Genomic DNA, 25315 nt, shown 5'->3' with positions numbered 1-25315 from the left:
CAAAATTAAGCTTGTTGATCCTCAGCAAGCATTTCTTTTATCATCTCAATATTTATTGCTGCTCTATGATTCAAGGACTTTTTGTCCTTTAGGTTTAACGATTTTAAATCATGACCCGGATCGATGATCAACGCACTCGACATAACATCATCCAGAAGCTGAGCGGCTGATTTATATGCTTGATGAAGCAGCTCGGTACTCGCTTTACTTCTAACTAGTTTAATTATTTCGATCATATTTTCAGCATACATCAGCTTTACGATACTATCGGACGACTTGACGTGACGATTAGCGAAAGCCATAACATGCTCTACTATTATTGGATCTGGATTGTTTTTGGCGATCGACAGCAGCTCAAGAACAGCGTCCCAGTTTCTAATCGACAGCTCACTGGCGTTTTTGGCAATCATAACATCGAACCATGCCGTTTCCGTTTCTTTTGCAATCTCGTAGGACTTGTACTCCTCTAGTTCTCCCGCGCGATGCATCTGAAAATAATTGCCGTAGTAGGCAGTGAATAACTCTTGTGCACGACTATTCGTGTCTACCATTCTATCTCCACCTTCAAATTATACCTATAAACAAATGTCCAACTAGTATAGCAACTATACAATGTTTTCGATACCTCATTCTTGCTTCTTATCATTTATTGTTTTCTTCGTTTGTCCAAGCATGCGAAATTGAGACGGCGTAAGCCCTGTTACTTCCTTAAATTGATGGCTGAAATAATGAATGCTTTTGAATCCGAGCCTTATCGAAAGCGACTCCATCTTCTCCCCTAGAAGAAGAGCCAGCTTCGCTCTCTTAATCCGTTCTCTAATAATAAAATGCTTCGGTGTAAGACCCGCTTCTTCCTTAAACAATTTAGAGAAATGGATAGGATGATAACCGCATAATGCAGCAAGCTCCGCTACCGACCAGTTGTAATCGGGCTGCAGCTGCATCGCTTGAATAGCAGGTTCTATTTTATGATTAGCATTAGCAGACAAACTGCCTTCCAGCATATGCCGATACATAACCATGATTGCTTGTATCATTAAGGCACGCAGTGCCATGGTATACCCCGGCTGCTCCCCTTTATACTCCTTAACCATACGCGTCCATATCGCTTCCAGCCCAGGCACTTCAAACAATGTGGGCATAAGAAGCTGGCTTGCCGTCCCGCACACAAGTACCGGGTTGTTAGATATTCCCTGTGGCGGCCATGAATTGAAAAACCGAATGCCAAGTCCAGGATGCACAGGCTCTGGAGAATCATGCTGCCAACTGAAATGAATGCTGTAAAAGTCCGTTTTCTCCGTTGCTTTCAAATAGGACTGACAATCAGAACCGTAGTACACGCATTCTCCAGGTCCGATCGTATAGGTCTGATTATTGATATATAGCTCGGCACAGCCCGTAATGACGTTCATGATTTGGCAGTCGGGAATGACTCGAACTCCCCAATTCTCCCCTGCTTCCGCCGTTTGTCTAACGGCGAAGTTGACTGTTGGCGCTATTTTCTCAAGCTCGATAGTAGACATATGCGCTCCTTTTCTCCACATGATAAGAAAAACACAAATGATTCATTGTTTTAGGAAAATACAATGCTTCACGCTTTCATTATGATTAGGTTATCAACAATCATAATCAAGCTTGAGGAGAGGTGCAAGAGTATGTTGAATGCTGCACAGTTAGCTGAATTCGAGAAAAATGGTTTTTTGAAAGGCGATGTGGTCTTAAACGTTGCTGAGGTTGAACGTTTACGCGAGGAACTAGATTTGGTTATGGAAGGAAAAGCGGTCAAGAAACCCATTCTTAACCATAATATGCGTGAGGAAGAAGCTGACTCCTTATACAAAGGCATGAAGATGAGCGTCAGTGAAAAGGTAGTCCAAATCGTAAATATATGGATGGCTAGCGATGCTTATTTGCAACATGCCGGACATTCGGTTATTTGCGAAGAAATCGCACAATTATGCAAAACCGATACCCTTCGTGTCTGGCATGATCAGATCCAGTATAAACCACCAGTAACGGGTGGACCGACGCCATGGCATCAGGATCATCCGCTGTGGCCGGTTATTCAGCCAGCTGACCTCGTCAGTGCATGGGTTGCCCTTGACGATGCAGTCATCGAAAACGGCTGCATGTGGATGGTACCCGGCAGTCATAGATGGGGCGATCACCAGAAATATCTTGCAAGTACGCCTGACTTTATGCCTTTTCATCGCAAGCCCGAATTGCTGCCTGAAGGCGCAGTCGTTGAAGCTGTACCGTTCGAGATAAAGAAAGGGCAGGTCGGCTACCATCACAGCCTCACTTGGCATGGCAGCCCGCATAACCGTTCCGAGCTTAAACGTAGAGCAATCGCTGTTCATTACATGCCTGGCCACACCATCTATTCGCCAACAAGCAATCATCCCATGGTGCCTTATGTAACGGTTAATGAGGGAGATATTTTATCAGGCGAGCACTTCCCTGTAGTTTACAGCGCAGCTGCTGCAACTAAATAATCTACTGATAATTAAAAAATATATCTAAAGCGATAAAGGCGAATTTCCATTCTATTAGGAATGAAAATTCGCTTTTTTTATGCTTTTCTATATGTAAGCTAATTAAATACTATTCATAGTCAAACCACTTTTTTTGCAATATGGCTGTCTTTGCTGGGTTTTTCAGTAAAAAGAGATTTTTCTCCTATCCAAAGTCCTATAATATCTTCCAAAATCAATGTAAAAAAGATAATAATACCTTTCACCATTCATCAAAAAAGCCTTTATCCATGCGGCATAAGCGTCATTTTATAATCGTTTTAATCCTTTATTTGTGATATTCAATCAAAAGTTTGATTAAATGCTCCAAAATACACTCATAATTGTCGCGAAAATGTAGTACACTGAGTTCAGCGACAAACACATTATACATTTGTCCCCCCTAAACACCCGTAATGACCTCCTAAAATGATTTAACCATTCATCAATCTAGAGCCAATTGCCCTTTTGAACAGCGCAGAATACACAAACTAAACTGGATATGAACTCTTTGGAGTTTATATATACAATCTCTACGAACAGGAGGTTTGTTCCCGCACGTTTGCTCAAATGCAACACGAAACGAATAAGCGTTGGTCATTCCAGCTCTTAGACGTGACGGCAATTCCATCTTCCCCAAATTTGAAGGAGGCTACTGCATTGTCAACTATTCGTTTATCACATCTTAAGGTAAAAAATCTGCGTACTTACATTGGCATTATGCTTATTACTGCTCTAGGATTAACGCTATTCTCGCAACAGCTTTTTGCACATGGTTATGTTGAAGGGCCTGCCAGCCGTGCTGCACTTTGTAAATCTGGTCAAAATACCGATTGTGGTCCAATCGTTTATGAGCCTCAAAGCCTTGAAGCACCTAAGGGTTTCCCCGCAGCAGGTCCTGCTGACGGTAAAATAGCTAGCGCTAATGGCGCTTTCCCTAAACTTGATGAGCAATCCGCTACTCGCTGGTCGAAAGTGAATATGTCTTCCGGTCCAAATACATTTACTTGGAAGCTGACTGCTAATCATGCAACAGCTAGCTGGAAATACTATATAACGAAACCAAATTGGAATCCAAATGCTGCGCTAACTCGGGACTCCTTTGATTTAACGCCATTCTGTTCTGTAAATTATGGCGGCACGCAGCCTCCATTCTCCTATTCGAACAGCTGCAACGTACCTGAACGCAGCGGATATCATATCATTATGGCGGTTTGGGAAGTCGCTGACACACCGAACGCTTTCTACAATGTCATTGATGCAAACTTCAGCGGCAGCAATCCTGTTGATACGCAAGCACCTACAGCACCCTCCGCTTTAACGACTACAGCGAAAACAACGAACAGCGTGTCCTTGGCATGGAATGCCTCGACGGACAATGTAAGCGTTACCGGATACCGGATATATAACGGCAGCACTTTAACTGGTTCCGTTTCCGGAACAACTCTTGCTTACAATGTAACGGGATTAGCTGCGAATACAGCTTACACATTCAGCGTCAAGGCCATCGACAATGCTGGCAATGAATCCAGTGCAAGCAACTCGCTGTCAGTTACAACGAACGCTCCAGTCGGCAATGATACACAAGCGCCAACTGCACCAGGCGCCCTTCATGTAATGGGTGCGCCAACATCCAGCAGCTTAATGCTTATGTGGAACCCGTCGACTGATAATGTAGGAGTATCAGGCTACCGCATTTATAACGGATCAACGTTAGTTACAACAGTAGCCGGCACTGCTACTTTCTACACGGTTACAGGACTTAGCGCAAGCACAGCTTATACATTTAATGTTCAAGCGATCGATGCTGCCGGCAATGTTTCCGCTGCAAGCACGGTTACTGGAACAACGGCTGCCGCTTCAACGGCTGCACCTTGGGCTGCAAATACAGCATACACAACAGGTACACTTGTTTCGTACAATGGCTCCACATACGAGTGTCGTCAATCTCATACCTCGCTTGTAGGCTGGGAACCTTCTAATGTTCCTTCGCTATGGCTTTTGAAATAATTCAGGCTTCTCTGAGCCAATTGGGTTTCAAACCTCGAATGAGTACAATAAATGCCTCGTAACAAAAAAGGCTGTCCCTCAAGGTCAATGTAGATCTAGACCTTGAAGGACAGCCTCTTCTTTTGTTCTTTATTGCGCCAATCCTGTCATCTCTTCAGGCTTCATGGCCTTCAATTGCTGTTCATACAATTTGCGATAAAGCCCGCCTTCCCGAAGCAGCGTGCGATGGCTTCCTCTTTGTACAATTTCTCCATCATCGATAACCAATATCTGATTGGCGCGAACAACAGTAGCTAAACGATGCGCAATGACAAATGTTGTCCGTCCAACCATGAGGCGTTCAAGCGCTTCTGTGACCATAGCTTCCGACTCGGAATCAAGAGCAGATGTCGCTTCGTCCAAAATTAATATTTTGGGATCCTTCAAAATCGCTCTCGCAATGGCCAGCCTTTGCTTTTGTCCGCCCGACAATCGCATGCCTCGTTCGCCGATGACAGCTTCATAACCGTCCTTAAACGCGATAATGAAATCATGGGCATTTGCTGATTTTGCAGCTGCGACAACCTCGTCATCCGTAGCATCGGGTCGACCATAAACCAGATTATCCCTGATCGTGCCGGAGAAAAGAATGTTTTCCTGTAAAACCAATGCAATATGCTTTCGCAAATCATCCAAATTGTAATCACGCACATCGACGCCGTCAATAAATACCGTACCCTCTACAGGCTCATAAAATCGCGGAATAAGGTTGATTAAAGTCGATTTGCCTGCGCCGCTTGGCCCCACAAGCGCAATCACTTCGCCGGAGCGCGCTTCAAACGTAATGTCCTTTATGCCCTGTCTTTCTTCAATCGTGACTTCCGGCGGGAATGGATGTACATTCGTTGGTTTCCAATAAAAGCGTTTAGTCGCCTTCTCGCGTTCGATAATATCCGTGTCTTCAGTACCGTTAACGGTTTGTGCAGGTATTATATTTCTCGTTTTATAGTTATAGGTAACATTAACGAAAACGACATGCCCATCACACGTTGGCATAGGAAGCGCATCTTCTGACTCCTTAATCGAAGGTTTCTCATCCAGCATTTCAAACACTCGTTCGATATTTGTAATCGAGTTTTGAATGGTGACATTAACATCTGCGAATCGCTGTATCGGTCCATAAAGATTGCCAAGCAGCAATTGAAAAGCGATGATTTCACCTGCTGTCATTTTACCTGCAAGCACTAAGCTGCCTCCGCCGAGCCAAATGATAATGCCGCCGATATGGGCAAACGATTCACTAAGCCTGCCAAGCACATTTGAGAATAAATGAGCGTACACCGTATGGTTATAATGCTGCTTTGTCTGCTTGCCAAACCGGGCCCGCTCCTGTCTTTCACCATTGAATGCTTGCACGATCCGTATTCCCGCCATACGCTCGACAAGAGTGCCTGAGATTCGCTCCATCTGCCGATGAACGGAACGCCATGCAAGCCGAATATGCACATTCATGTTCGTAAATGACAAGTAATAAAAAGGCAAAATAATAAGTGAAAGCGATGCTAAGTATACATTCATCCGAAATAATAGAAACCCCGCAAAAAGCACCATAAACAAATCGAGAACAAGGTTAATGATGCCCCCGCCAATCAAGTTTTGTGCCCCTCCGATGTCATGAATGACTCTAGAGGATATTCCTCCTACTTGCCTCTGATCATAGAAGCTGACAGGCATTTTTTGCAGATGATGATACAGCTGCTCGCGAAGATCCTTCATCATCCGATTGCCAAGCATCGCTGAGAAATAATTTCTTAAAAAGCTGACAATAACACCAAAAAATAAAATAATAGCCATGATGCCTACAATTTGATAAAGCCCCCAGTCCCCTTTGCCTGCAAGTACATCGTCGAGCAAAATTTGCGTGTAGATGGGTGTTGATAGAGGTGCAACGAATTGAACCATACCTAACAAAATGATAAGTCCTATCGACCACCAATAAGGTTTTGCCCATAGTAAATATCGTTTAACTGGACTAATGTGAATCCCTCCCGAAACACAATTAATAACTTTTTCCATCTTAGTTCATGATGTAAGGGATTACAAAGTCCAAGGTGCACAGGATATAGCAGAAAATGGTTGCGATTGGGAGTAATGTCTATCTGTCAAAGCACAGATGAAACATTTTCAATAAATTCAAGGATTTAGGGGCAAAAACAAAGGCTCCACGTCAAAATCTGACGTGAAGCCTTTTACCTTATATTTTGTTAAACCTTAAATCCTTTTGCTGCCCATTCATTTTCCAGCTTAGCAATCAATAATTGTTTCTCTGCTTCCTCTAAGAAAGCAGCCTTAGCGCCGTTTAGCACGATTTTGGCGATATCATTCATCGTTAAGCCGCAATGCTCAGCCAGCTGCTCGTATTCCTTCTGAATCGTCGTATTCGAAACCGTTCGGTTGTCGGTATTTACTGTAACAATGATCCCATCCTCCAAATAACGGCGGATCGGATACGCGTCCCAGCTTGGAACAGCTTTTGTCTGGATGTTGCTGAGCGGGCACATCTCCAAAGGTATTTGCCGTTCCCTCACGAGAGCAACGACCTCCGGGTCTTCCTGCATTCGAATGCCGTGGCCGATACGTACAGCACCTAAGCCCGTAACAGCGACTCGCACGTTTTCCGCACCTGCCGCTTCTCCCGCGTGGATCGTAATCGGCAGCCCCAGCTGCTGTGCCCCTTCAAAGAGCTGAAGGAACAGCTTAGCGGGAAATCCTGCCTCGTCACCAGCCAAATCGACGGCAACGACTCCTTTATTATAAAATCGCGCTGCTTCTTCAACAACGTCCTTATTGAGCGCATAGGAATGATGCCTCATACAAATAATGATGGCTCTAGCTACCGTGCCAAATGCTTGCTCACCGCGCTTTAAGCCATTTATCACATGCTGGATGACATCCTGAATGGTTAATCCTTGTGTGCGATGCAGCTGAGGAGCAAAGCGAACCTCAATGTAGCTTACCTTATCGATTGCAGCCTGCTCAACAAGCTCATAAGCAACTCTCTCTAACGCTGATCCCGTTTGCAAGTATGGCAATACAAAACCAAACTTGTCCAAATACTCCTTTAAGCTCTCGCAAGTTTCTCCAACCTGCATATGAGACAGAAGCTCCGTTTCCGAGTCTATTTGTAAAGGATTCCCTTGCTCTATAGCGAGCTCCCTAATGGTCTCCGGCTTTACGCTCCCATCCAAATGCACATGCAAATCAACCTTTGGCAGCTGCGACAATAACGTTGTCATAGCTGCAGTTTTTTCATTCATTAACGCCATCGTCAAATCCCCTTTCGGTATATTCATACACTATCCTGATTGTTTGTATACATGAACGCAGATTGGGCTAGCTTCCGCGATAGGTGCTGTAGCCGCCAGGAGCAACTAATAATGGCACGTGATAATGCGAGTTTTTATCGCGAATTCGGAACCTAATCGGAATTTTATCAAATATGCTCACTTCTATCGCCGACAAATGTTCCGATCGCCGAAAAAATTCTCCTGCATCAAAAACGATCTCATAGGTTCCGCACTCCATACTTTCACCCAGAAGCAATGGCTCATCAACGCGTCCATCTTCATTCGTCTGATAAGAACCAATGAGCCTAGGCTGGTTTGCAGCTTCCGCGCTCTCCTTACCCAAATACCATAGCTCTATGGTTATGCCAACAACCGGTTTGCCTCCAGCGAGATCAAGAACATGCGTCGTAACTTTCCCGTTCAAACTGGATCACTCTCCCTCAATCAGGTCAGCTCTTGTAAGAGTGAATCCTTGGAAGCCATAAGGCGGACGTGGTTCAGTGAACACGCCTGCTGCTGTGGGATGCTCAGGCTCCATTACCGTTTCCCATGTCCGATTGTTCGACTCGAATCGAACCTCAGACAGCTGCGGGAAGGTAGTAAGAATGCTTTTTCCAATTTGATAGATTAAATACTGAATGGAAGGTGAGTTTGCAAGATGGAACAACGTGTGGGCTAAATCATGAATCTGCTCGGATGGAACATAATTTCCGCGCCGACTGTCCAATGCATCCTCTTCATGCTCATAAGTCCAAAAGATATGAAGGAAAATAAATAAAGGACGATCATAGCTTTCAGGCAAAGTTGTATATTCATCGCGAACGAATCCATAAAACGAGCTGCCCCTCACCTTAATTAGCTGAATATGGGACAAAGCACTTTCTTGCTCAGCGAGTTGCAAGCTATTAGCTGTACGTATCCATTTTTGCGAAGCGCTCGCATGCTCGTTGTGCGATCTTCGAAACACAAGCTCGCTATCGTTCCAGCCGCTGCCTTCGGCAATCGTGACGGAGTTAAAAGGCAGCCGATCCGCGCGAATCTCAATCGCATCTATATGCGAATAACGCTCCATAAATCGCTCGCTTATGAAAGCTAGCAGTCCCTCTGTTGTACTTCCTTCATAATGAGCAGTTTGCCGTAATATAAAATTTTTCATCGAGTCAGTAGCTACGACATGCGCATTGTCACCCTCCGTAAAGGAGGTAAGCAGCACCTCGCTGCTCACGGAGAAGGTTATGTTATGAGCAAAAATAATATTAGGATCACCCGTATACGTTGATTGAGGGATCGATTTTACAGAAAGCGGTATTGCGTATGTCCGGTAGCTCAGCACATCGCCTTTGCCATAATATAATGTTCGTCCGCTGCGTAATTTTAGCATAATGATCGTTCCTTTCTCTACTCCATGATGAGATCTCTTAAACGAAATCCGGAAATTTTCTCAATTTCTCGCAATGCTTGCTCTATTTCTTCAGCAGCAGAGTGCCATAATCTAGCTTCCATCGCTGCGAGTATATCCTCTTTCTTTTTTCCTCTTACTGCGAAAATAAAGGGAAACCCAAAAGATTTTACATACGTTTGATTTAATCCGAGGAAGAGCTCGTATTCATCTGCCGTCAATTGATCCAAACCAGCACCTTGCTGCTCTATCGCGGAATACTCGGCAACCGCAAGCCTTGTTCCAAGATCGGGATGGGCGCGAAACAAATCAATAATCGTCTCTACTCTTGATTCCCGCACAACGTTCATCATCGCGTCATGAAGCGCTTCGACCGAAGCAAACGGACGCGCTGCACTTGCCGAAGCCGCCACCCAAGGCGAATGCTCAAATATCGTTCCAAGCCATGTTATGAACTGCTCGCGGGTGCATGCATTGATTTGATCCATATTTATTTTCATTTCCAGTACCCCTCGTGAATCGATCTCATGCCCATCTCTCATATCGCTTGACGCCTCCCTTCAATGGCTCGCTTCACAGCTCTCCATATTCCGCCATATCCAGTACAGCGACACAAATTACCTGACAAGGCTTCTGCAATTTCTTCGTCTGACGGCTCTGGCTGGTGGTCGAGCAGCGCTTTTACGGAAACGATCATTCCCGGTGTGCAATAGCCGCATTGAAAGCCGCCTTCCTCTAGAAAGGCTTGCCCAATCGGGTCGATCCCCTCTGACGAAAAACCTTCTATCGTCGTAATCCGCTTGCTGGTGCATTGATAAGCCATCGTTAAACAAGAATTGACCGCCTGGCCGTCAATCAATACCATACATGCACCGCACCTGCCGATATCACATGATCGCTTCGTCCCCGTAAGCGCCAAGTCATCACGCAATATGCTCAGCAATCTGGTGGAAGCTGCCGTTTCAATCTTAAGCTCCTGTTCATTAATGAAGCATTGGAGTGCAAACGGTGTTTGGGCTTTTGCAGTAAGATCGCTCATCTCCGTTCACCCCTTCATAAGAAAAAATGGCTTTTCTTGCAAAAAAGCAGGGTCTACCGGCAGTTTAGTCACCCATTTCCCGCAAGCTTGCCTTATAGCAGCTGCGATAGCTGGTGCTAGAGTGACCGATCCGACCTCGCCAATACCGCGTGGCCCATAATCATCCCCCTCAGGCAAATGCTCAATGGCTTCCACTTCTACTAACCCTTTTTGGTCGATGATCGTTGGAACAAGATACGTATCCAAATTTCGCGTAATATATTGACCTTTTTCCATAATCGCATCTTCCATAAGTGTAAAACCAAGAGCCATACTGCTGCCTCCTTCGATTTGACCAAGGAAGCCTTGTGGATTTATGACAGGTCCTGCCGCTACCGCATGATACTGCTGCAGTACCTTAACTCGCCCTGTCAGCGTATTAATCTCAACCTTTACAACTACGGCCGAATAGGTATACATAAAATGTGCGCCTACTCGTTCTGTAGATGAGGTTGGAAATGAAAACGAAGTTTCACAGCGAATAGGGAAATCGCATTCTTCGGCAAGCTCATGGTAGGTAAGCAGCAGTGCGTTACTCAACGTCTCTCTTATGCCGCCTTCACCCAATTGCAGCTCCTGAGCTGGCTGTCCTAACGCTGCTTCAGCTCGTTTTAGCAACTGCTCTGTAAATGGCTGCTTTAACTTTTGAAGTGATTTCCACATCATTGCTGTTGCACGCGAAGCCGTTGTTGAACCACTGTTTGGCACGACATCGGTATCGCCGATAATGATCCGCAAATCATCTGCTCCTAACTTGAACTGCTCGATGAGCATCTGCTCCAGCGATGCAATGAGACCTTGCCCAAACTCCTCATAGCCGAATACAGCTTCAATCTTCCCGTCTTTCGCAAGTTCTAAGCGACCGCCTGCAGGGTCAGGAATACCAACCCCAAGTCCTGCGCCATGCATCGTAAAAGCTGCTCCGATGCCCGTTTTCACCCAAGGTTCTGCGCCATCTTTGCTTCGTGACTTGTTTTGCAGCTTTTCCTGCATCAATGGGCTCTTTGCTATAGCACTCCATACTCGCTCGGCACCTTCCGTCATCACGATCGGTTGATCAAATGGCCCGAGATCGTCCATTTGGCGCATATTTAATTGACGAAATGCCCAAGGCTCTAAGCCAACCTGCTCAGCCAGTCGATCCAATTGCCCCTCAAGTGCGAAGATAGCTTGATTGCCGCCAAAACCACGGAATTCACCCGACATACCATTGTTCGTAAATACCGATACGCCTTCAACGTCCAAATGATCGTATTTATAAGGGCCAATTACATGCTCTACAGCAAAATTAAGCACCTCGGCTCCAAGCGTTGAATAGGGACCCGTATCAGAAATAAGTCTGACTTGGTGGGCGATTAATCTCCCTGCTGCGTCAGTGCCCGTTTTCATCGTAATTTTCATCGGATGCCGCTTTAAGCCAGCACGAACCGATTCCTGCCTCGAATTATGCATCTTGACTGGTTTTCCTGTGTAAGTGGCGAGCAGTGCCCCATAAGGCTGCACATTCAACTCGTCCTTTCCGCCAAATGAACCTCCAATGGGGCTGGATACGATCCGAATATCCTCTTGTGGTACAGCTAAAATACGTGATAATTGCATACGATCCATAAAGCCGTGCTGCGTTGGTGAATATACGGTTAACCGATGATTCGCCTCCGGCACGAACAAGCCGCCTTCCGTTTCCATATAGGTGTGCATTTGGCGCGGCGTGTAATAGGTTTCCTCTATGATATAAGCACATTGCTCGAATCCAGCTTCAGCGTTCCCTCTATGAAAGGATGCCCGGTGCATCGCATTGCCTTTTGGATGAAGCAGAGGTGCATCATCCCGCAGCGCGTGCTCAGGATCATCCACTACCTGCAAAACTTCATATTCAACTTCGATAAGTGCAATAGCTCTTTGTGCAATGGCAAGGGATTCAGCAGCTACTGTGGCTATTGCATCACCCACATATCTCACCCGATCCTCGCATAAAACAGGCTGGTCAGGATGCGCAATGCCAAAAGCATTTAATCCAGGGACATCTTCAAAGGTAAGCACGGCGTGGACGCCGGTTAGTCGCTTGGCTTTATCTGTATGAATGGACAGAATACGCGCATGAGGATATTCACTTCGTAGAACAAGGCCATAAAGCATATGCTCCCTAGTCATATCGGTTAAATAAGCCAGACTGCCTGTTACTTTACCTGGACCATCAGGACGGATTCGCCATCTACCTCCGCTGCTTGTGCGGTTTAAGAGCATACGCTCACTCCTTCCTGTCATTCCTCAATCTCTAGCTGCCTGCCAAAGCTCCGCTGCGATGACGTTAGCTGCTGTAATCTTCCTATACGACGATGATGCGAATAAATCTTCCCTAGGTTCGTACTCTTGCAAAATACAATCATAGGCTTGCTGAAGAAGCTGATGATCTACAACCGCTCCTACGATTTCTGCTTCTAATCGTTCTAGTCTTTGCGGAAGCTTTTGTCCTCCTCCAAGCGCGATTCTTAGTTCTATGAGCACGCCAGCGGACGAAATCGCGCCTAATATGGCTGCAGTTACAATAGAAGGAGTAAATGCTTCACGACGTCCTACTTTATGGTAGGCGCCAAAATGCTTGATTTTCGAAATGGTATTTTCCTCTTCATCCCCACACGCCGTGCTCTCTTCCTTTAATCGTGTGAAAGGCAGGACGATGCTGAGGAGCAATCGCTCACATCCTTGGGCCCTATCGTTTGCTAGAAGCAAATAGCTGGATAAAGGAACGCGCTGCTCTATTACACCGTTGTACCAATTCACTTCAGCATCATAGGCAAGGAGAGCGGGAATAGCGTCACCAATTAAGGAAGAAACATTGCCGGCAATCGTTGCTAAATGCCTTATGGACGGCGCTGCTATTGCGCGTACAGCATCGGTGACTAGTGGAAAATTACGCTGCAGGAATGCATTCGTCCGACAAGCCTGCAAAGTCACTTGGCCGCCAATAATGACGCCTGATTCGCCGATTTTAACCTCGTTTAATCCACGAATAGCACTCAAATTGATCAAATGTTTCGGGATAGCGGAAACACCAGATTCCCACTGCGTTCGAAGCAAGGTTCCACCTGAAATATATAATCCATCAAACCCATAGCTTTGTTTAAGCAGCCATGCCTCTGCGGCCGTCTGAGGATGCCATACAAGAGGAGATGACATGATCTCCTGAGCATTCATGTTCACATTACTCCCCCGATCCGTTTGCATCTAAATAAGTGCGTACCCTCGCTCCAAACATGGTCATTGCAAGCCTGCGCACCATTTGTTTGGCCCGAAGTGATCTGCTAAAAAAAGGTATCTTTAGCACTCTTTAGACAAACCCAAATATCTTTTTTTAGCTAAAGCAAAATCAGCTGGCGTATCTACGTCAAATAATGTCTCACGATCTAACGCCAGCAGCCCATAGCCTTGAAATTCAGATGATTCGAACAGTTTACGAGCTCCAGCATCGCCCCTTAACTGAAATAATGAATCGAACATGGAGCGGGATAATATCGCCGGAGGCATTAGAACAATTTCCCCTTCATTCGCTTCATGCACTGCGGTTGCGACAAAATCGAGGTCCGGACGCTCGCTCCAGCAGCGGATAAGCCTATTAATCATTCCGGAAGTAATAAAGGGTTGATCAGCGAGTACAACCACAACTGCATCAAGCGCAGCTTCCTCTCTCAAGAGTGCTTCAAGGCCGCAGCGGATCGAATAGGACATTCCCTTCTGCGCATCCGCACATTCAATCACAGTGACACCGCTAGACTGAAAATGATGAGCAGCACTTACAGCACTATCCTCTGCCTGGATCCAATCATTTGAATCTTCGGGATTAACAACAACCTTGATCTCATGAAGATCGCTGGACAACAGAGCCAGCAGCCCCATCCGTGCCAGCGGCTTGTTCTTCGACAGCTCGAGCGATTGCTTTCGAACTCCCATGCGTTTGCTCTGTCCTGCTGCTAAATAAAGGGCTGATATTCGCATGTTTGCTCCCCTCCTGTCGCTGGCTCCCTTTCCTTGCTGCACGTATGGCAATTAATTCAGCCGCAACACTGACAGCTATTTCATACGGTCCATCTGCATGAATGGAGAGGCCTATCGGAGCGTGTACATTGGATGGAATGAGAAAGGTCTCAAACAGCATCCGTATCCGCTTCTTTGAACCAAGAACGCCGATGTAAACAAGTTTTAGAGGCAATGCAAGCCTAATCATGTCCTTATCCTGAGACAAATTATGGCTGCATACGATTAAATAATCATCTGGACGGAGTTGCACCTGCTCCATAATTTGTACGGGAGATCCAATCACACATTCGGCGTTTGGAAACCTTTCCTTCGTACATAACGCCGGCCGCCAATCAACTGCTATAACACGAAAGCCAATTTGTATCGCTAACGAATAGATAGCTTCCGCGTCTTTTCCTAGCCCGAATAACACCAAACGAGGTCTAGGCGTAATTACGATCGTCATTTGATTGGAATTGTTGTTCAGTTCATCTTCATAGTCCACCAGTGAGTGATCGCCAAGGTTATCAATAAGAGCGTAGCTGATTTCTTTTTCATCCCAGCTTCGCATTAGCTTAACGGAAATACCGGCATCATTTTTTGCTTTCGCTTCAAGCAAAATCGCCCGCAATCGTCCGTCCACAGGCTCCAGCAACATGCGAATCTCACCGCCGCAGCCCACACTCTCACCCCATATAGCATCCTCTTCAGGCTTCATATTATAATCGATACAAATGAATTGACCGGAATCCCATACACCCGCCGCCCTTTCCAACAAATCTTGCTCCAAGCAGCCAGGGCTAACCGATCCAATCTGATCACCGCTGAAGCTGAACAACATTGACGCTCCGGTCTTACGATAGGAATGACCCTCAACACATACAATGGTAGCGAGCACACTCGGCTCGTCGCTTGCCTTCAACGATTCCAATACATCATGCATATCCATCCGCTATCCCTCCATTAGCATTAGCGCATTTAGCCCTCGCAGCGTAATCATCAGCTTAGCCTTCAACCTATCAGCTACAATCGAGCGATCAATTTTTTGAGTGAGCGATCCGCTTCCTTTAAGACAACTTTTTTATCAACCGTTCTCACGATCTTGTTTTCCATGACCACTTGCCCATCAATAAGAACGGTATCAACATCGCCTCTTGTCGCCGCATACACAACTCTTGAATACCAATCTGCATCAAATGATGGATACACATGGAAATCCTCCAAATCAAGCAGCTGCAAATCTGCGAGTTTCCCAGTCTCAATACTGCCAATCTCATTTTCTAAGCCAAGCACCTTCGCTCCGCCCATCGTCGCCATCCGCAGCACCGTTTTTGCATTCATAATCGTAGGACCATGCTTCACCTTTTGCATATAAGCGGTTAAGCGCATCTCCTGAAACATATCCAAATTATTGTTGCAAGGCGCGCCATCCGCACCAATGCCAATATCAATCCCTTGCTCAAGAAGATGCGGAATTTCTGCAATGCCTGACGCAAGTTTCATATTAGAGCCCGGACAATGAGTAATCTTGACTCCCCTCTCCCGTATAATTCTTTTTTCCTCTTCATCTAACCAAATGCTATGTGCCAAAATGAGATTCGGCTTCGCAAGTCCAATATGATCGAGATAGACGACATTTCTCATTCCGCGTTCCGCCTCAACCATTGCAATTTCGCCCTGGTTTTCCGATGCATGCGTGTGCACCATTACGCCATACTTGGCAGACAAGTCACGAACCCCAATAAGCAATTCCTCGGTGCAAGAAACAACAAAACGAGGGCAAAAGGCATATTGAATTCTCCCATTTTCAGCACCATGCCATTTTTCGAGAAGATCCACGCTGTCCTGCAGCGATTTTTGAGTATTTTCCTGCAGAGCAAGCGGCACCTCCGTACCATGATCCATCATCACTTTTCCAGAGAGAGCTCGAATGCCGCTTTCTTTAATGGCTTGGAAAGCCGATTCTGTATAATGAACCGTCTCCATATCCAAAATTGTCGTTGTACCGCTGCGAATCAGTTCACCAATCCCGAGCATGGCTGAGTAGTAAACAGAATCCTCACTATGAGCAGCCTCAAGCGGCCAAATCTTTTCCTTCAACCATTCAATGAGCGATAAATCATCAGCCCTCCCTCGAAACAGCGTTTGGCATAAATGGATATGCGTTTGTACAAACCCGGGCAGCAGCACTTTTCCGCCTGCTTCAATAACACGATCAACATTCTGTGTCTCCAACCGTTCGCCCATTTGGGCAATTCGGCTTCCCTCTATTAAGACATCACCTGTGAAAATCTGATTGTCGTGGTTCATAGTCATAACTACTGCGTTCCGAATAAGTATAGTTGTCATTCAAAAAATCCCCCTCATGCCTCAAGTGCTAGTATGTTAAATTCACCAAATATTCTGCCTTTATTAATTACAGCATCACCGTCATCCTACAAACAGAAAGACAATGCAGTCATTCACTTTCTTTGTGTAAGGTTATCTAACATAATAATGCAGAATTGATCGTTAGGCAATACGTTTATTTAAATATTTATATGCTTCACTATGAAATATCGGAACTACTTAACATTAATGTGACATTAATGTTCCATCGAAAAAATTCAATTCAGCAAAAAGAACAAAAGCCGCTCCAAACACGAAAAAATCGCGTTTGGAGCGGCTTTTGATTTATTCACATACCTTTTATTGTTTATTTGTTCCTAAACAAGACGGAATAATATGTTCAAATATAAGGCGTCTTGACCATATTGCCTCATTTCGTTTCGTTATTTGTTTTCGAACGACGATCACAAGCTCATGCTCTGGCGCGATGAGCAAATATTGACCGCCATGGCCAAAAGCAAAATAACAATCGCATTGGCCGTTGTGACTCTCCGGCGAATACCACCAGTGATAGCCATAGCCGCCATATATCGGTGGTTCATACTGCATCAATCCGCGATGATGGAGCTGCGTCGATTCTGTTATCCATGAAGCTGACAGCAGCGGCTCGTTATCAAAATGTCCACTACCTACAAATAAACTGCCTATCTTCGCAAGATCTCTGCCATACAGTTGAAGCCCGGTTCCGCCTTCATTAATACCTGCCCGTTCCATCCATCTCGCACTGCGAAAGCCAAGCGGACCAAACAAATAATCTTTGGCAAACGAAAGAGCAGGCATCCCAGTCGCTGAAGTCAATATCGCAGACAACAGATGAGAACCTCCCGAATTGTAAGCAAAAGCCGTTCCAGGTTCAGAAATCAGTGGCTGATTAAATACGAATTGTATGGGATCTTTCGCTGCTTTCAAGGCTTTATATGGCTTGTCAAAGTCAGGCCAATCAAACCCAGGCGTCATGGTAAGCAAATGCTTGATTGAGATTTGGCTGAGCGCTTCGCTTATTTCCGGCGGATGCTCCAAATAATTCGTAATGGGCTCGTCCACACTCTTCAGAAAATGTTTATCAATCGCGATTCCAATCAACGCGGATAAGACGCTTTTTGTACAAGAATAGAGCGGACCGATTGAATCCTGTCCGCTCTCATACCATTCGCCAAGCAGCTTTTGTCCTTGAAGCACGATAACAGATTTCATTTTCCATTCGGCTAACAGCTTGTTACTTGCTTCCAAATCTATAGGATTCATCTGTTTAATCGACCTTTCTAAGAAGCATTTCTTTGCTGCTGTTCAGGCTGCTTAATCTTAGGCATGCCAATTGATACAAATACAACAAAAACAGATAATACCGCTACCCATATGAATATCGTATGCAAGCTTCCTGCAAGAACCGTTGCTTCAATTAGATCAGCTTGACCGGTATGAAGCAGCAAACCAAACACAGTAATCCCAATGGTCTGGCCGAGTGTACGAATGAAATTGTTGCTGGCCACAGCAGATCCACGAAGCTCCCAGCCAACAGCTGAAGATACGGCTACCGTTATGGATGTAAGAGAAAGGCCAAACGAAAGTCCCGCCAAAAACGTATAAATGATAAATAATACAATGGATGTTGAAGCTGTCATAAAAGCGAAACCAATACTGCTGACGAACAAGAAGCAAGAGCCCGCCACACTAATAAAGCGCAATCCTTTTTTGGCTATCCAGTTTCCTGCTAATATTGAGCCCAGCGGCCATGCTACGGATAATGGAATCATGGCAAGTCCAGAATAGGTAGCTGGTTTGCCGTAAACGCCTTGAATCCATAAAGGCAAATAAAATATTATGACGACATTGATCACACACAATAAGAAACTGCTAAGATTCGCCATGCTAATAATCGGATTCCGAAATAGCTGGAATGGAATGATCGGTTCTGGAGAACGTTTTTCGATACGAGCAAAAATGACGAAAAATAGTACAGCTACACCAAATAATACGCTAATCGTTAGTTTTCCGCCGTTGCCACCATCGGCATCGCGAATTAGCGTCATCGCATATAAGAAGTTAAACATAGCGATAGTAAAGGTAATGATGCCAGGATAATCAATATGTCTCTTTTTCTTCTCCAATGTCTCCCGCAGTGAAGTGGAGAGCAAATAAATAGCAACGATTCCAAACGGCAAATTCATATAGAAGATTGCCCGCCAGGATATGTAATCGACCAACAGACCGCCAAACAATGGGCCTGAAATACCCGCTATCCCCCATATGCTTGACATCCAGCCCTGTACCTTCGCACGCTGTTCATAGGGATATAAATCTCCAATGATCGTATAAGGTATCGTCGTGAGCGCACCTGCTCCGAGTCCTTGCAAAGCACGAAACATAATAAGCTGATTCATGGATTGCGCTACACCAGATAACATGGAGCCTGCAAGAAAGATCAATGCACCGATAATAAAAATTTTCTTTCGACCGTAAAGATCGGATAGCTTGCCGTAAACAGGAGTAGTAATAACGGTTGCGAGCAAATAGATCGAAATAATCCAGCTGTACTGCTGGATTCCTTGAAGTTCTCCCGTAATGCTAGGCATGGCTGTACTAACGATCGTCCCCTCGATGGCAGCAAGAAATGTGGCGACGAATAATGCAATGGTTACTTTTTTCCGAGTCTGATTAGCGTTCATTGTTCATCCTTTCTGTGAATAACATGATAAATAAAAAAAATATTCACACGACCTTTCTATTATGGTCGCTGGAAGCATGAAATATCAACGTATTTATTTCAATCAAGACGTTCGCGATAAACGAATCTCCTTCTTTTGCATGCATAATTTAGTACAAACCCGCAATATATATTGTGATCGATCAACTTCAGCTGTACGCCAAAATTCACGATCGCCAAAAAGCTGACATAAAGCCTGTTCAGCTGTTTTATATGAAGCATGTTCTTCTATTAAGATTGTGACGCAAACCGTAAAACATAGCGATTCATATCGCCGTAACGCATCCACCTTTTTTTGGAAATCCAGCATGAGAATAGTCGCCCCTTCATACACATAAAACCTATTCCCTATTGTAACTGTTCCTGAAAAGCAATTAGTTACGAAATGGTTAAATTTGAATCCTTTCCTCTCACCAATCGTATGTATGGTATCCTTTCGGATTCGGATATGTTAACATGTTTGAAGTGGAATAATAAAAATTCTATTTTTTGGTAGGTTAGGATGTTGCTCAATGTATGATTTATTATTGAACATAATAGATGATTTTGGTTATTTCGCTTTATTCCTCGTTTTATGTCTTGGTTTAATCGGTTTGCCCATACCTAACGAAGCAGTCGTGATGACTGGCGGAGCCTTAGCTGAATCCGGTGTATTATCGCCGATACCCGCTTTTATTATGACGTGTCTTGGTATTTGCTCCGCGATGACCTTTGGATTCAGCATCGGTAGATTTGCAGGAAGCAAGTTGTCCAACTGGTTCAGCCAGAAGAAAAACATAAGTAAATTTGTCGCTAAATCCGAACAGTTAAGTGAAAAGTACGGCGGCTACGCCATCAGCCTTAGCCTTTGTCTTCCTTTTTTAAGACATGTCACGCCTTATGTTATGGGGATGAATCGCATGCCTTACAAAAGATTCGCAATCTTCGCTTACCCATCCGCATTTGTATGGACACTCATCTACTTTATTATTGGTACGTTCGTGGGAGATCAAGTGCAAGACCTCTCTGATCATATTTACAAATACTTAATATGGGTCATTTATGCCATCATTGTTATCGTTGTTGGTTTTATCATTTATAAATATTATAAAAGCAAACAACAAAAGGATCATATCGAACGGCCAATGTAGCCGTTACAGATTTAAGAACCATCGCAAGCCGCGGTGGTTCTTTTCTATTCCTAGCCTTATGCCTGAAAATTAGATAATGCAAGCTAACTGGCGAATTCACTGGATGTAATCGCTTTCCCAAGACATCGTGCCGCGTTGTTTTCACGTTATTTGTTGTATAATAACGAACAGTGTGCAACGGCCCCGACTTTTCTGCGAGAGGAAAGTCAATCAATATCATTGTTATGTTATTGGTGTCAGTAAAATTAGACAAATGACTGCAATTTGGGAGGTTTATTTGCTTTGCTTGAACAACTAAAAAAATCATGGTTTTCAAATGTACGCGGTGATATTTTGGCGGGCATTACAGTTGCGTTAGCGCTCATACCGGAGTCTATCTCTTTTTCTTTAATGGTAGGTGTTGGGCCAATGGTTGGATTGTACGCCTCCTTTTGCATCGCTGTCATTATTTCCATTGTTGGCGGCAGGCCCGGAATGATTTCCGCTGCGACAGGAGCGATGGCGTTACTGATGGTCTCTCTAGTTAAAGATCATGGCATCGAGTATTTGTTCGCTGCTACGATTTTGGCGGGTGTATTGCAGTATATTATGGGCGTGCTCAAGCTAGGGCAGCTTATTCAATTTATTCCGCAATCCGTCATGCTCGGCTTTGTCAATGCATTAGGCATCCTCATCTTCACTACCCAGCTTGTTCATTTTGTGGGTGCTACTTGGATTATGTATGCTCTCGTTGCATTAACATTAGTCATTATCTATACGCTGCCTAAATTCACAAAGGTTATACCTTCACCGCTGGCTGCAATTATTATCGTTTCCATTATAGCCGTTGCCATTGGCGCGGATCTCAAAACCGTTGGCGACAGAGGTTTAATCGAAAGTACATTGCCGCTGTTCCATATTCCGGATACCTTATTTTCGCTTCATACGTTGTGGATCATATTGCCGTACTCCTTCTCACTTTCCATCGTAGGAATTTTGGAGTCGCTTTTAACAGCTTCGGTGCTTGATGAAATGACAGATACAACAAGCAACAAAAACAAAGAGGTACGCGGTCAAGGCATTGCAAACATGGTGACAGGCTTCTTTGGCGGAATGGCAGGCTGTGCATTAATTGGTCAATCGGTTATCAATGTGAAATCAGGCGGCCGAACTAGGCTTTCCACATTCGTAGCTGGCTCGTTCCTGCTCTTTCTTATTATGGTATTAAGTGATGTCGTCAATAAAATTCCGATGGCTGCTTTAGTCGGCGTCATGATTATGGTATCTATTAGCACATTTGATTGGAAATCAGTATTTCATATTCATAAAGTTCCACGTACCGATGCGCTAATCATGATCGTTACAGTAGTTATTGTTCTTATCACACATGACTTGTCTAAAGGCGTATTTGCTGGAGTTGTGCTAAGTGCATTTGTATTCGTTGGTAAAATGGCGAAAATCCGCGTTTCCATCGCAGGTGAACGCTCGAAGAATCTTACGTATCATGTAACCGGACAGTTGTTTTTCGGGACAACCAGTCGTTTTGTGACTCTTTTTAATTATAAAGACGATCCAACACATGTGACCATTAACTTTAGCGGCTCGCATGTATGGGATCAATCCGCGGTAACCGCCATAGCGAAGGTTAAAAACAAATATGAGCAGCTGAACAAGAAAGTTTCATTTACGGGGCTCAATGAGGAAAGCAAATTAATTATACGTCATTTGGGCTTAACTTCATCAGGTGGTCATTAACAAACAAAGCTCATGCAAGTGCACCTGTCGGTGTGCCAGCATGAGCTTTTCTAATCATTTTTTATTCCTGTTTTTCTTCCTTTACTAGCTTTTCCTTGGCTGTATCGATGAAGAAATCAAACAACTCGTCATCTTCCTCTAACAAATCCTCAAGTGCCAGCAGTTCTTCTTCCTTGCCTGATTCATGAAGGAAAAACAAGCCATAACCCCACTCTTTGCCCCGCTTGCTGTGCAGTGCAATTTCATACTCATTCTTATGTCCTTCTACCCCGAATTGAACATTGCCTACGTAACCGTCTTCTTTCGAATACGTCATAGTGGCCTGTAATACATTGATGTTAATCACTTCTGTTCTTCCTTTCTCAACGTTCATTACGGTGCGAGCTGATTGATTTGATTTAACAGCTCGTTAATTTTGTTGATCGTATCTGGAATACCCGTCGATTCAAAAGCAGCTCTACCCTGCTCAATATTCGTTAGAGCTTGATCGATACCCTGCTGCAGCGTCGCGTTGTAATCGGCAATCGATTGATGGATATCTTTTGCGTAATCAGGTACCTGCAGTCCCTCATAATGGACAACCTGTTCCTTCAAAGCAAGAAGCTTCTCCTTTAAATCCGTTCTTTTGTCCAAATCCGTCACTGCTTGCTCTGCAAGTGTATTCATATCTTGTCCGAAATCCGTTAACGTTTGTAAGTAATCCGTCGTTTCTGTTGCAAAATTTACCGTTTGACCTACTTGATCAATAATACCACACCCAGATGTCATTAGCATTATGGAGAGCAATATTATCGAAACGCCTCGTTTAATCATAAGCAACCTCCTTGTCATAATCATCCTACTACCGAGATGAACGCCTATTCGAGTTGATGCATACATTACTGTACGATTAACAGCTCATGCTGGTTTCGTGTATGTCACAAGGAGATGATCGAGATGGATATTCATTTATCGGCGATTCACTGGGTTTATTTGACCTTTATTATCGCAATCATTGGATTTATGCTGATGCGACGCGATACAACGCTTATTTGTATTGCCGGGATCTTAGGAATTGGAATACTAGCAACCACATCGGCAAGCGGTTCTGTAAGCGGTATTTTTAACAGCTTTATCTTTGCCATAAAAGAATTGCTGGGAACGATTTTAATTATATCCATCATCGTCGCCATGAGTCGTATCCTTATTCGAACCGGTATAAACGAGATTATGATATCTCCGTTTACCCGTTTTCTTAGAACACCCGCGCTCGCCTTCTGGGGAATCGGCTTAATTATGATGGTAACCTCATTTTTCTTCTGGCCTTCGCCAGCGGTTGCACTCATCGGTGCCGTCTTACTCCCTGTAGCTTTGCGTGTTGGGCTGCCTGCACTCGGAGCAGCAGTCGCGATGAATTTATTCGGACATGGCATCGCCTTGTCTGGTGATTATATCATCCAAGGCGCACCTAAGCTTACTGCGGATGCTGCTGGTATTCCTGTCAGCTCCGTCATGCAGGCCAGCATTCCGTTAGTCATTGTCATGGGGGTTGTCACAACCGTCGCTGCCTACTGGATAATGCGACGTGATCAGAAACTTGGTACATGGCGTGATGGACTTGTCCTTTCAGCCACAGGGCCAGATCCATCAAACGACCCCAGCTTCGATGCCGACCGGAATGCGCTGTCACTGAGTACAAAGCGCTGGCTCGCAGCAATTATTCCTTTGTTATTCGCACTTGATGTGGCAGCCATGTTCGCGCTTAAGCTTCAAGGCGGTGATGCCACTGCGCTGATTGGCGGAACAGCCATACTCATTATGCTGTTCATTACAATGCTGACACACCGTGGCAAAGGGTTCGAGAAAACGACTAGTTATTTAATTGAAGGCTTCCTATTCGGCTTCAAAGTATTTGGACCGGTTATACCGATTGCGGCTTTCTTTTACTTGGGCGACTCTGGATTTCTAGCCATGTTCGGCGACAAGCTTCCTGAAGCGTCGCACGGAATAGTTAATGACCTCGGCATTGCCCTTGCTCATGTCGTGCCCGTTAATGGAGTTGTTGGCTCGATTACGTTAACAGTAGTCGGAGCAGTGACAGGCCTTGATGGCTCAGGCTTCTCTGGTATCTCGCTTGCAGGCTCGATCGCGCAGCTCTTTGGCCACGCCATAGGCTCCGGGATTGCCACTTTGACGGCTCTTGGTCAAGTTGCTGCAATCTGGGTAGGCGGCGGTACAATCATTCCTTGGGCGCTTATCCCTGCTGCAGCCATTTGCGGGGTAGATCCTTTTGAACTTGCGCGTCGCAATTTAAAACCGGTGCTCATCGGGCTTTGTGTCACAACAATCGTTGCTATGTTCTTGATTTAGATCGCTTTCGTTGACGATAAAATACGGAGATGAGTGATACTACAGCAATACCGCCAAGCCCTATGTACCAGCCTTGTGTTAATGAGCTTTCCGTTTTCTGCAAGGGGATCTCCGGCTGCGGCGGCAATGAACCAATACCAAGCAGCTTGATATGTTCATTTGCTTCACTATGCAATAATGTTGCGCTGCAGAGTGCTTGTAGCGATTTTCCAGTTGTTTTTGCGTAAACCAAATAACGTTCTCCTTCTTTAAACGTATAGCCGCAGCTGTCTTCGCTTTCAGCCGTTTTCACTTCAAGCGTTGGAGCAACATGTCCTTTCCACACTTCATTGACTTGGAAGCTGGCTTTGACCGCTCTCTCAGAGGAGCGAAACAAGGATTGTGAGGATGTTTTAACAGAAGTTGCCGTTCCTTCAAACACTGCGTCACTTTTGATTTTGCTCTCCTCCACCGTACCTGGTTTTACGCAAGAACAGGCTTGGACATTCGATGGAATAAACAATAAGCTGCTAATAAAAAATATGAAAATGAATCCAACTGAAAGTCTCTGTTTTTTATTGATCATATCTACTCCCCCAACCTTTTCTCTATAGCAGGCATTTATGCCTTTAAGTTAAGACGGTTTCTTTTGGGAAAATGTTTCATTTATAGCAATGAAAAAGCTGTTTCT

23 protein-coding genes are annotated in these 25315 nt (G+C 44.8%); 5 read left to right on the top strand and 18 right to left on the bottom strand.

What is annotated here, in order from left to right; genetic code table 11:
- Window positions 1-5 precede the first annotated feature (5 nt).
- Together MHH56_RS15335 and MHH56_RS15330 are read right to left on the bottom strand one after the other, a co-directional pair.
- Window positions 6-551, bottom strand: coding sequence for a hypothetical protein (locus MHH56_RS15335; RefSeq protein WP_339209127.1), 546 nt, complete (start codon window positions 549-551; stop codon window positions 6-8).
- Between the two features lie 75 nt (window positions 552-626).
- Entirely contained in the window at window positions 627-1523 is an 897-nt protein-coding gene (locus MHH56_RS15330; protein ID WP_339209126.1) for an AraC family transcriptional regulator, read from the bottom strand.
- Between the two features lie 132 nt (window positions 1524-1655).
- On the opposite strand from MHH56_RS15330, the gene MHH56_RS15325 reads away from it, so the two are divergent.
- Window positions 1656-2495 carry a phytanoyl-CoA dioxygenase family protein gene (locus MHH56_RS15325; RefSeq protein WP_339209124.1) on the top strand — a complete coding sequence of 280 codons (840 nt, stop codon included), beginning with the start codon at window positions 1656-1658 and terminating at the stop codon, window positions 2493-2495.
- A 738-nt stretch (window positions 2496-3233) separates the two neighbouring features.
- Window positions 3234-4523, top strand: coding sequence for a lytic polysaccharide monooxygenase (locus MHH56_RS15320; protein ID WP_339209604.1), 1290 nt, complete (start codon window positions 3234-3236; stop codon window positions 4521-4523).
- Window positions 4524-4652: 129 nt separating this feature from the next.
- Here the strand turns inward: MHH56_RS15320 and MHH56_RS15315 are convergent, their stop codons facing one another.
- From MHH56_RS15315 to MHH56_RS15255, 13 genes are all read right to left on the bottom strand, one after another.
- Entirely contained in the window at window positions 4653-6578 is a 1926-nt protein-coding gene (locus tag MHH56_RS15315) for an ABC transporter transmembrane domain-containing protein (protein ID WP_339209122.1), read from the bottom strand.
- A gap of 188 nt (window positions 6579-6766) precedes the next feature.
- Window positions 6767-7828, bottom strand: a complete 1062-nt coding sequence (gene add / locus MHH56_RS15310) for an adenosine deaminase (protein ID WP_339209120.1) — start codon at window positions 7826-7828, stop codon at window positions 6767-6769.
- 67 nt (window positions 7829-7895) lie between these two features.
- Window positions 7896-8273 (bottom strand): hydroxyisourate hydrolase, encoded by a 378-nt coding sequence (uraH, locus tag MHH56_RS15305; RefSeq protein ID WP_339209119.1) that lies wholly within the window; start codon window positions 8271-8273, stop codon window positions 7896-7898.
- A gap of 6 nt (window positions 8274-8279) precedes the next feature.
- Complete coding sequence (gene pucL, locus MHH56_RS15300) at window positions 8280-9230, bottom strand: factor-independent urate hydroxylase (RefSeq protein WP_339209117.1); 951 nt, start codon at window positions 9228-9230, stop codon at window positions 8280-8282.
- Between the two features lie 17 nt (window positions 9231-9247).
- The gene (gene uraD / locus MHH56_RS15295) at window positions 9248-9790 is read right to left on the bottom strand and encodes a 2-oxo-4-hydroxy-4-carboxy-5-ureidoimidazoline decarboxylase (protein ID WP_339209115.1); all 543 of its coding nucleotides are present in this window, start codon (window positions 9788-9790) and stop codon (window positions 9248-9250) included.
- Window positions 9787-10287: a 2Fe-2S iron-sulfur cluster-binding protein gene (locus MHH56_RS15290; protein WP_339209114.1), complete on the bottom strand. Its 501-nt coding sequence runs from the start codon at window positions 10285-10287 to the stop codon at window positions 9787-9789. The genes uraD and MHH56_RS15290 overlap by 4 nt, the downstream gene beginning before the upstream one ends.
- 6 nt (window positions 10288-10293) lie before the next feature.
- The gene (pucD, locus tag MHH56_RS15285; protein ID WP_339209603.1) at window positions 10294-12570 is read right to left on the bottom strand and encodes a xanthine dehydrogenase subunit D; all 2277 of its coding nucleotides are present in this window, start codon (window positions 12568-12570) and stop codon (window positions 10294-10296) included.
- A gap of 24 nt (window positions 12571-12594) precedes the next feature.
- On the bottom strand, window positions 12595-13521 hold the full coding sequence (locus MHH56_RS15280) for an FAD binding domain-containing protein (protein ID WP_339209113.1): 927 nt from the start codon (window positions 13519-13521) through the stop codon (window positions 12595-12597).
- Window positions 13522-13644: 123 nt separating this feature from the next.
- Window positions 13645-14274 (bottom strand): nucleotidyltransferase family protein, encoded by a 630-nt coding sequence (locus MHH56_RS15275; protein WP_339209112.1) that lies wholly within the window; start codon window positions 14272-14274, stop codon window positions 13645-13647.
- Complete coding sequence (locus MHH56_RS15270; protein ID WP_339209109.1) at window positions 14183-15289, bottom strand: XdhC family protein; 1107 nt, start codon at window positions 15287-15289, stop codon at window positions 14183-14185. The genes MHH56_RS15275 and MHH56_RS15270 overlap by 92 nt, the downstream gene beginning before the upstream one ends.
- Window positions 15290-15363: 74 nt before the next feature.
- A complete protein-coding gene (locus MHH56_RS15265) occupies window positions 15364-16689 on the bottom strand; it encodes a 5'-deoxyadenosine deaminase (protein WP_339209107.1) in 1326 nt (441 codons plus the stop codon).
- A gap of 339 nt (window positions 16690-17028) precedes the next feature.
- Window positions 17029-17973, bottom strand: coding sequence for a serine hydrolase (locus tag MHH56_RS15260; protein ID WP_339209106.1), 945 nt, complete (start codon window positions 17971-17973; stop codon window positions 17029-17031).
- Window positions 17974-17990: 17 nt separating this feature from the next.
- Window positions 17991-19394 carry an MDR family MFS transporter gene (locus tag MHH56_RS15255; protein WP_339209104.1) on the bottom strand — a complete coding sequence of 468 codons (1404 nt, stop codon included), beginning with the start codon at window positions 19392-19394 and terminating at the stop codon, window positions 17991-17993.
- A 550-nt stretch (window positions 19395-19944) separates the two neighbouring features.
- Between MHH56_RS15255 and MHH56_RS15250 the strand changes: the two genes are divergently transcribed.
- Both MHH56_RS15250 and MHH56_RS15245 read left to right on the top strand, forming a co-directional pair.
- Window positions 19945-20562, top strand: a complete 618-nt coding sequence (locus MHH56_RS15250) for a DedA family protein (RefSeq protein ID WP_339209103.1) — start codon at window positions 19945-19947, stop codon at window positions 20560-20562.
- Window positions 20563-20844: 282 nt separating this feature from the next.
- The gene (locus MHH56_RS15245; protein WP_076269306.1) at window positions 20845-22296 is read left to right on the top strand and encodes a SulP family inorganic anion transporter; all 1452 of its coding nucleotides are present in this window, start codon (window positions 20845-20847) and stop codon (window positions 22294-22296) included.
- A gap of 61 nt (window positions 22297-22357) precedes the next feature.
- Here the strand turns inward: MHH56_RS15245 and MHH56_RS15240 are convergent, their stop codons facing one another.
- Window positions 22358-22612: a hypothetical protein gene (locus tag MHH56_RS15240; protein WP_339209101.1), complete on the bottom strand. Its 255-nt coding sequence runs from the start codon at window positions 22610-22612 to the stop codon at window positions 22358-22360.
- Window positions 22613-22668: 56 nt separating this feature from the next.
- Window positions 22669-23109 carry a DUF6376 family protein gene (locus MHH56_RS15235; protein ID WP_076269304.1) on the bottom strand — a complete coding sequence of 147 codons (441 nt, stop codon included), beginning with the start codon at window positions 23107-23109 and terminating at the stop codon, window positions 22669-22671.
- 123 nt (window positions 23110-23232) lie between these two features.
- Here MHH56_RS15235 and MHH56_RS15230 point away from each other — a divergent pair, with 123 nt between their 5' ends.
- Window positions 23233-24645, top strand: coding sequence for a hypothetical protein (locus tag MHH56_RS15230; RefSeq protein WP_339209100.1), 1413 nt, complete (start codon window positions 23233-23235; stop codon window positions 24643-24645).
- On the opposite strand, the gene MHH56_RS15225 is transcribed toward MHH56_RS15230, so the two are convergent.
- The gene (locus MHH56_RS15225; RefSeq protein ID WP_339209098.1) at window positions 24629-25210 is read right to left on the bottom strand and encodes a hypothetical protein; all 582 of its coding nucleotides are present in this window, start codon (window positions 25208-25210) and stop codon (window positions 24629-24631) included. The genes MHH56_RS15230 and MHH56_RS15225 overlap by 17 nt on opposite strands.
- Window positions 25211-25315 lie beyond the last annotated feature (105 nt).

This window comes from Paenibacillus sp. FSL K6-3182, from assembly GCF_037976325.1.
Taxonomy (GTDB): Bacteria; Bacillota; Bacilli; order Paenibacillales; family Paenibacillaceae; genus Pristimantibacillus.
Note: the sequence above shows the minus strand (reverse complement) of the source record. Positions and strands in the feature narration are given on the sequence as shown.

Excerpts from the sequence above, each read along its gene's own strand:
- MHH56_RS15325 (WP_339209124.1), top strand. The coding sequence starts at position 1,656 with ATGTTGAATGCTGCACAGTTAGCTGAATTCGAGAAAAATGGTTTTTTG.
- MHH56_RS15230 (WP_339209100.1), top strand. The coding sequence starts at position 23,233 with ATGGATATTCATTTATCGGCGATTCACTGGGTTTATTTGACCTTTATT.
- MHH56_RS15270 (WP_339209109.1), bottom strand. The coding sequence starts at position 15,289 with ATGGATATGCATGATGTATTGGAATCGTTGAAGGCAAGCGACGAGCCG.
- MHH56_RS15320 (WP_339209604.1), top strand. The coding sequence starts at position 3,234 with ATGCTTATTACTGCTCTAGGATTAACGCTATTCTCGCAACAGCTTTTT.
- pucD (WP_339209603.1), bottom strand. The coding sequence starts at position 12,570 with ATGCTCTTAAACCGCACAAGCAGCGGAGGTAGATGGCGAATCCGTCCT.
- MHH56_RS15330 (WP_339209126.1), bottom strand. The coding sequence starts at position 1,523 with ATGTCTACTATCGAGCTTGAGAAAATAGCGCCAACAGTCAACTTCGCC.
- MHH56_RS15290 (WP_339209114.1), bottom strand. The coding sequence starts at position 10,287 with ATGAGCGATCTTACTGCAAAAGCCCAAACACCGTTTGCACTCCAATGC.
- MHH56_RS15255 (WP_339209104.1), bottom strand. The coding sequence starts at position 19,394 with ATGAACGCTAATCAGACTCGGAAAAAAGTAACCATTGCATTATTCGTC.
- MHH56_RS15260 (WP_339209106.1), bottom strand. The coding sequence starts at position 17,973 with ATGAATCCTATAGATTTGGAAGCAAGTAACAAGCTGTTAGCCGAATGG.
- MHH56_RS15280 (WP_339209113.1), bottom strand. The coding sequence starts at position 13,521 with ATGAATGCTCAGGAGATCATGTCATCTCCTCTTGTATGGCATCCTCAG.
- MHH56_RS15265 (WP_339209107.1), bottom strand. The coding sequence starts at position 16,689 with ATGACAACTATACTTATTCGGAACGCAGTAGTTATGACTATGAACCAC.
- uraD (WP_339209115.1), bottom strand. The coding sequence starts at position 9,790 with ATGAGAGATGGGCATGAGATCGATTCACGAGGGGTACTGGAAATGAAA.
- MHH56_RS15225 (WP_339209098.1), bottom strand. The coding sequence starts at position 25,210 with ATGATCAATAAAAAACAGAGACTTTCAGTTGGATTCATTTTCATATTT.
- MHH56_RS15275 (WP_339209112.1), bottom strand. The coding sequence starts at position 14,274 with ATGGGAGTTCGAAAGCAATCGCTCGAGCTGTCGAAGAACAAGCCGCTG.
- MHH56_RS15315 (WP_339209122.1), bottom strand. The coding sequence starts at position 6,578 with ATGGAAAAAGTTATTAATTGTGTTTCGGGAGGGATTCACATTAGTCCA.
- MHH56_RS15235 (WP_076269304.1), bottom strand. The coding sequence starts at position 23,109 with ATGATTAAACGAGGCGTTTCGATAATATTGCTCTCCATAATGCTAATG.
- MHH56_RS15250 (WP_339209103.1), top strand. The coding sequence starts at position 19,945 with ATGTATGATTTATTATTGAACATAATAGATGATTTTGGTTATTTCGCT.
- MHH56_RS15335 (WP_339209127.1), bottom strand. The coding sequence starts at position 551 with ATGGTAGACACGAATAGTCGTGCACAAGAGTTATTCACTGCCTACTAC.
- add (WP_339209120.1), bottom strand. The coding sequence starts at position 7,828 with ATGGCGTTAATGAATGAAAAAACTGCAGCTATGACAACGTTATTGTCG.
- MHH56_RS15240 (WP_339209101.1), bottom strand. The coding sequence starts at position 22,612 with ATGACGTATTCGAAAGAAGACGGTTACGTAGGCAATGTTCAATTCGGG.
- pucL (WP_339209117.1), bottom strand. The coding sequence starts at position 9,230 with ATGCTAAAATTACGCAGCGGACGAACATTATATTATGGCAAAGGCGAT.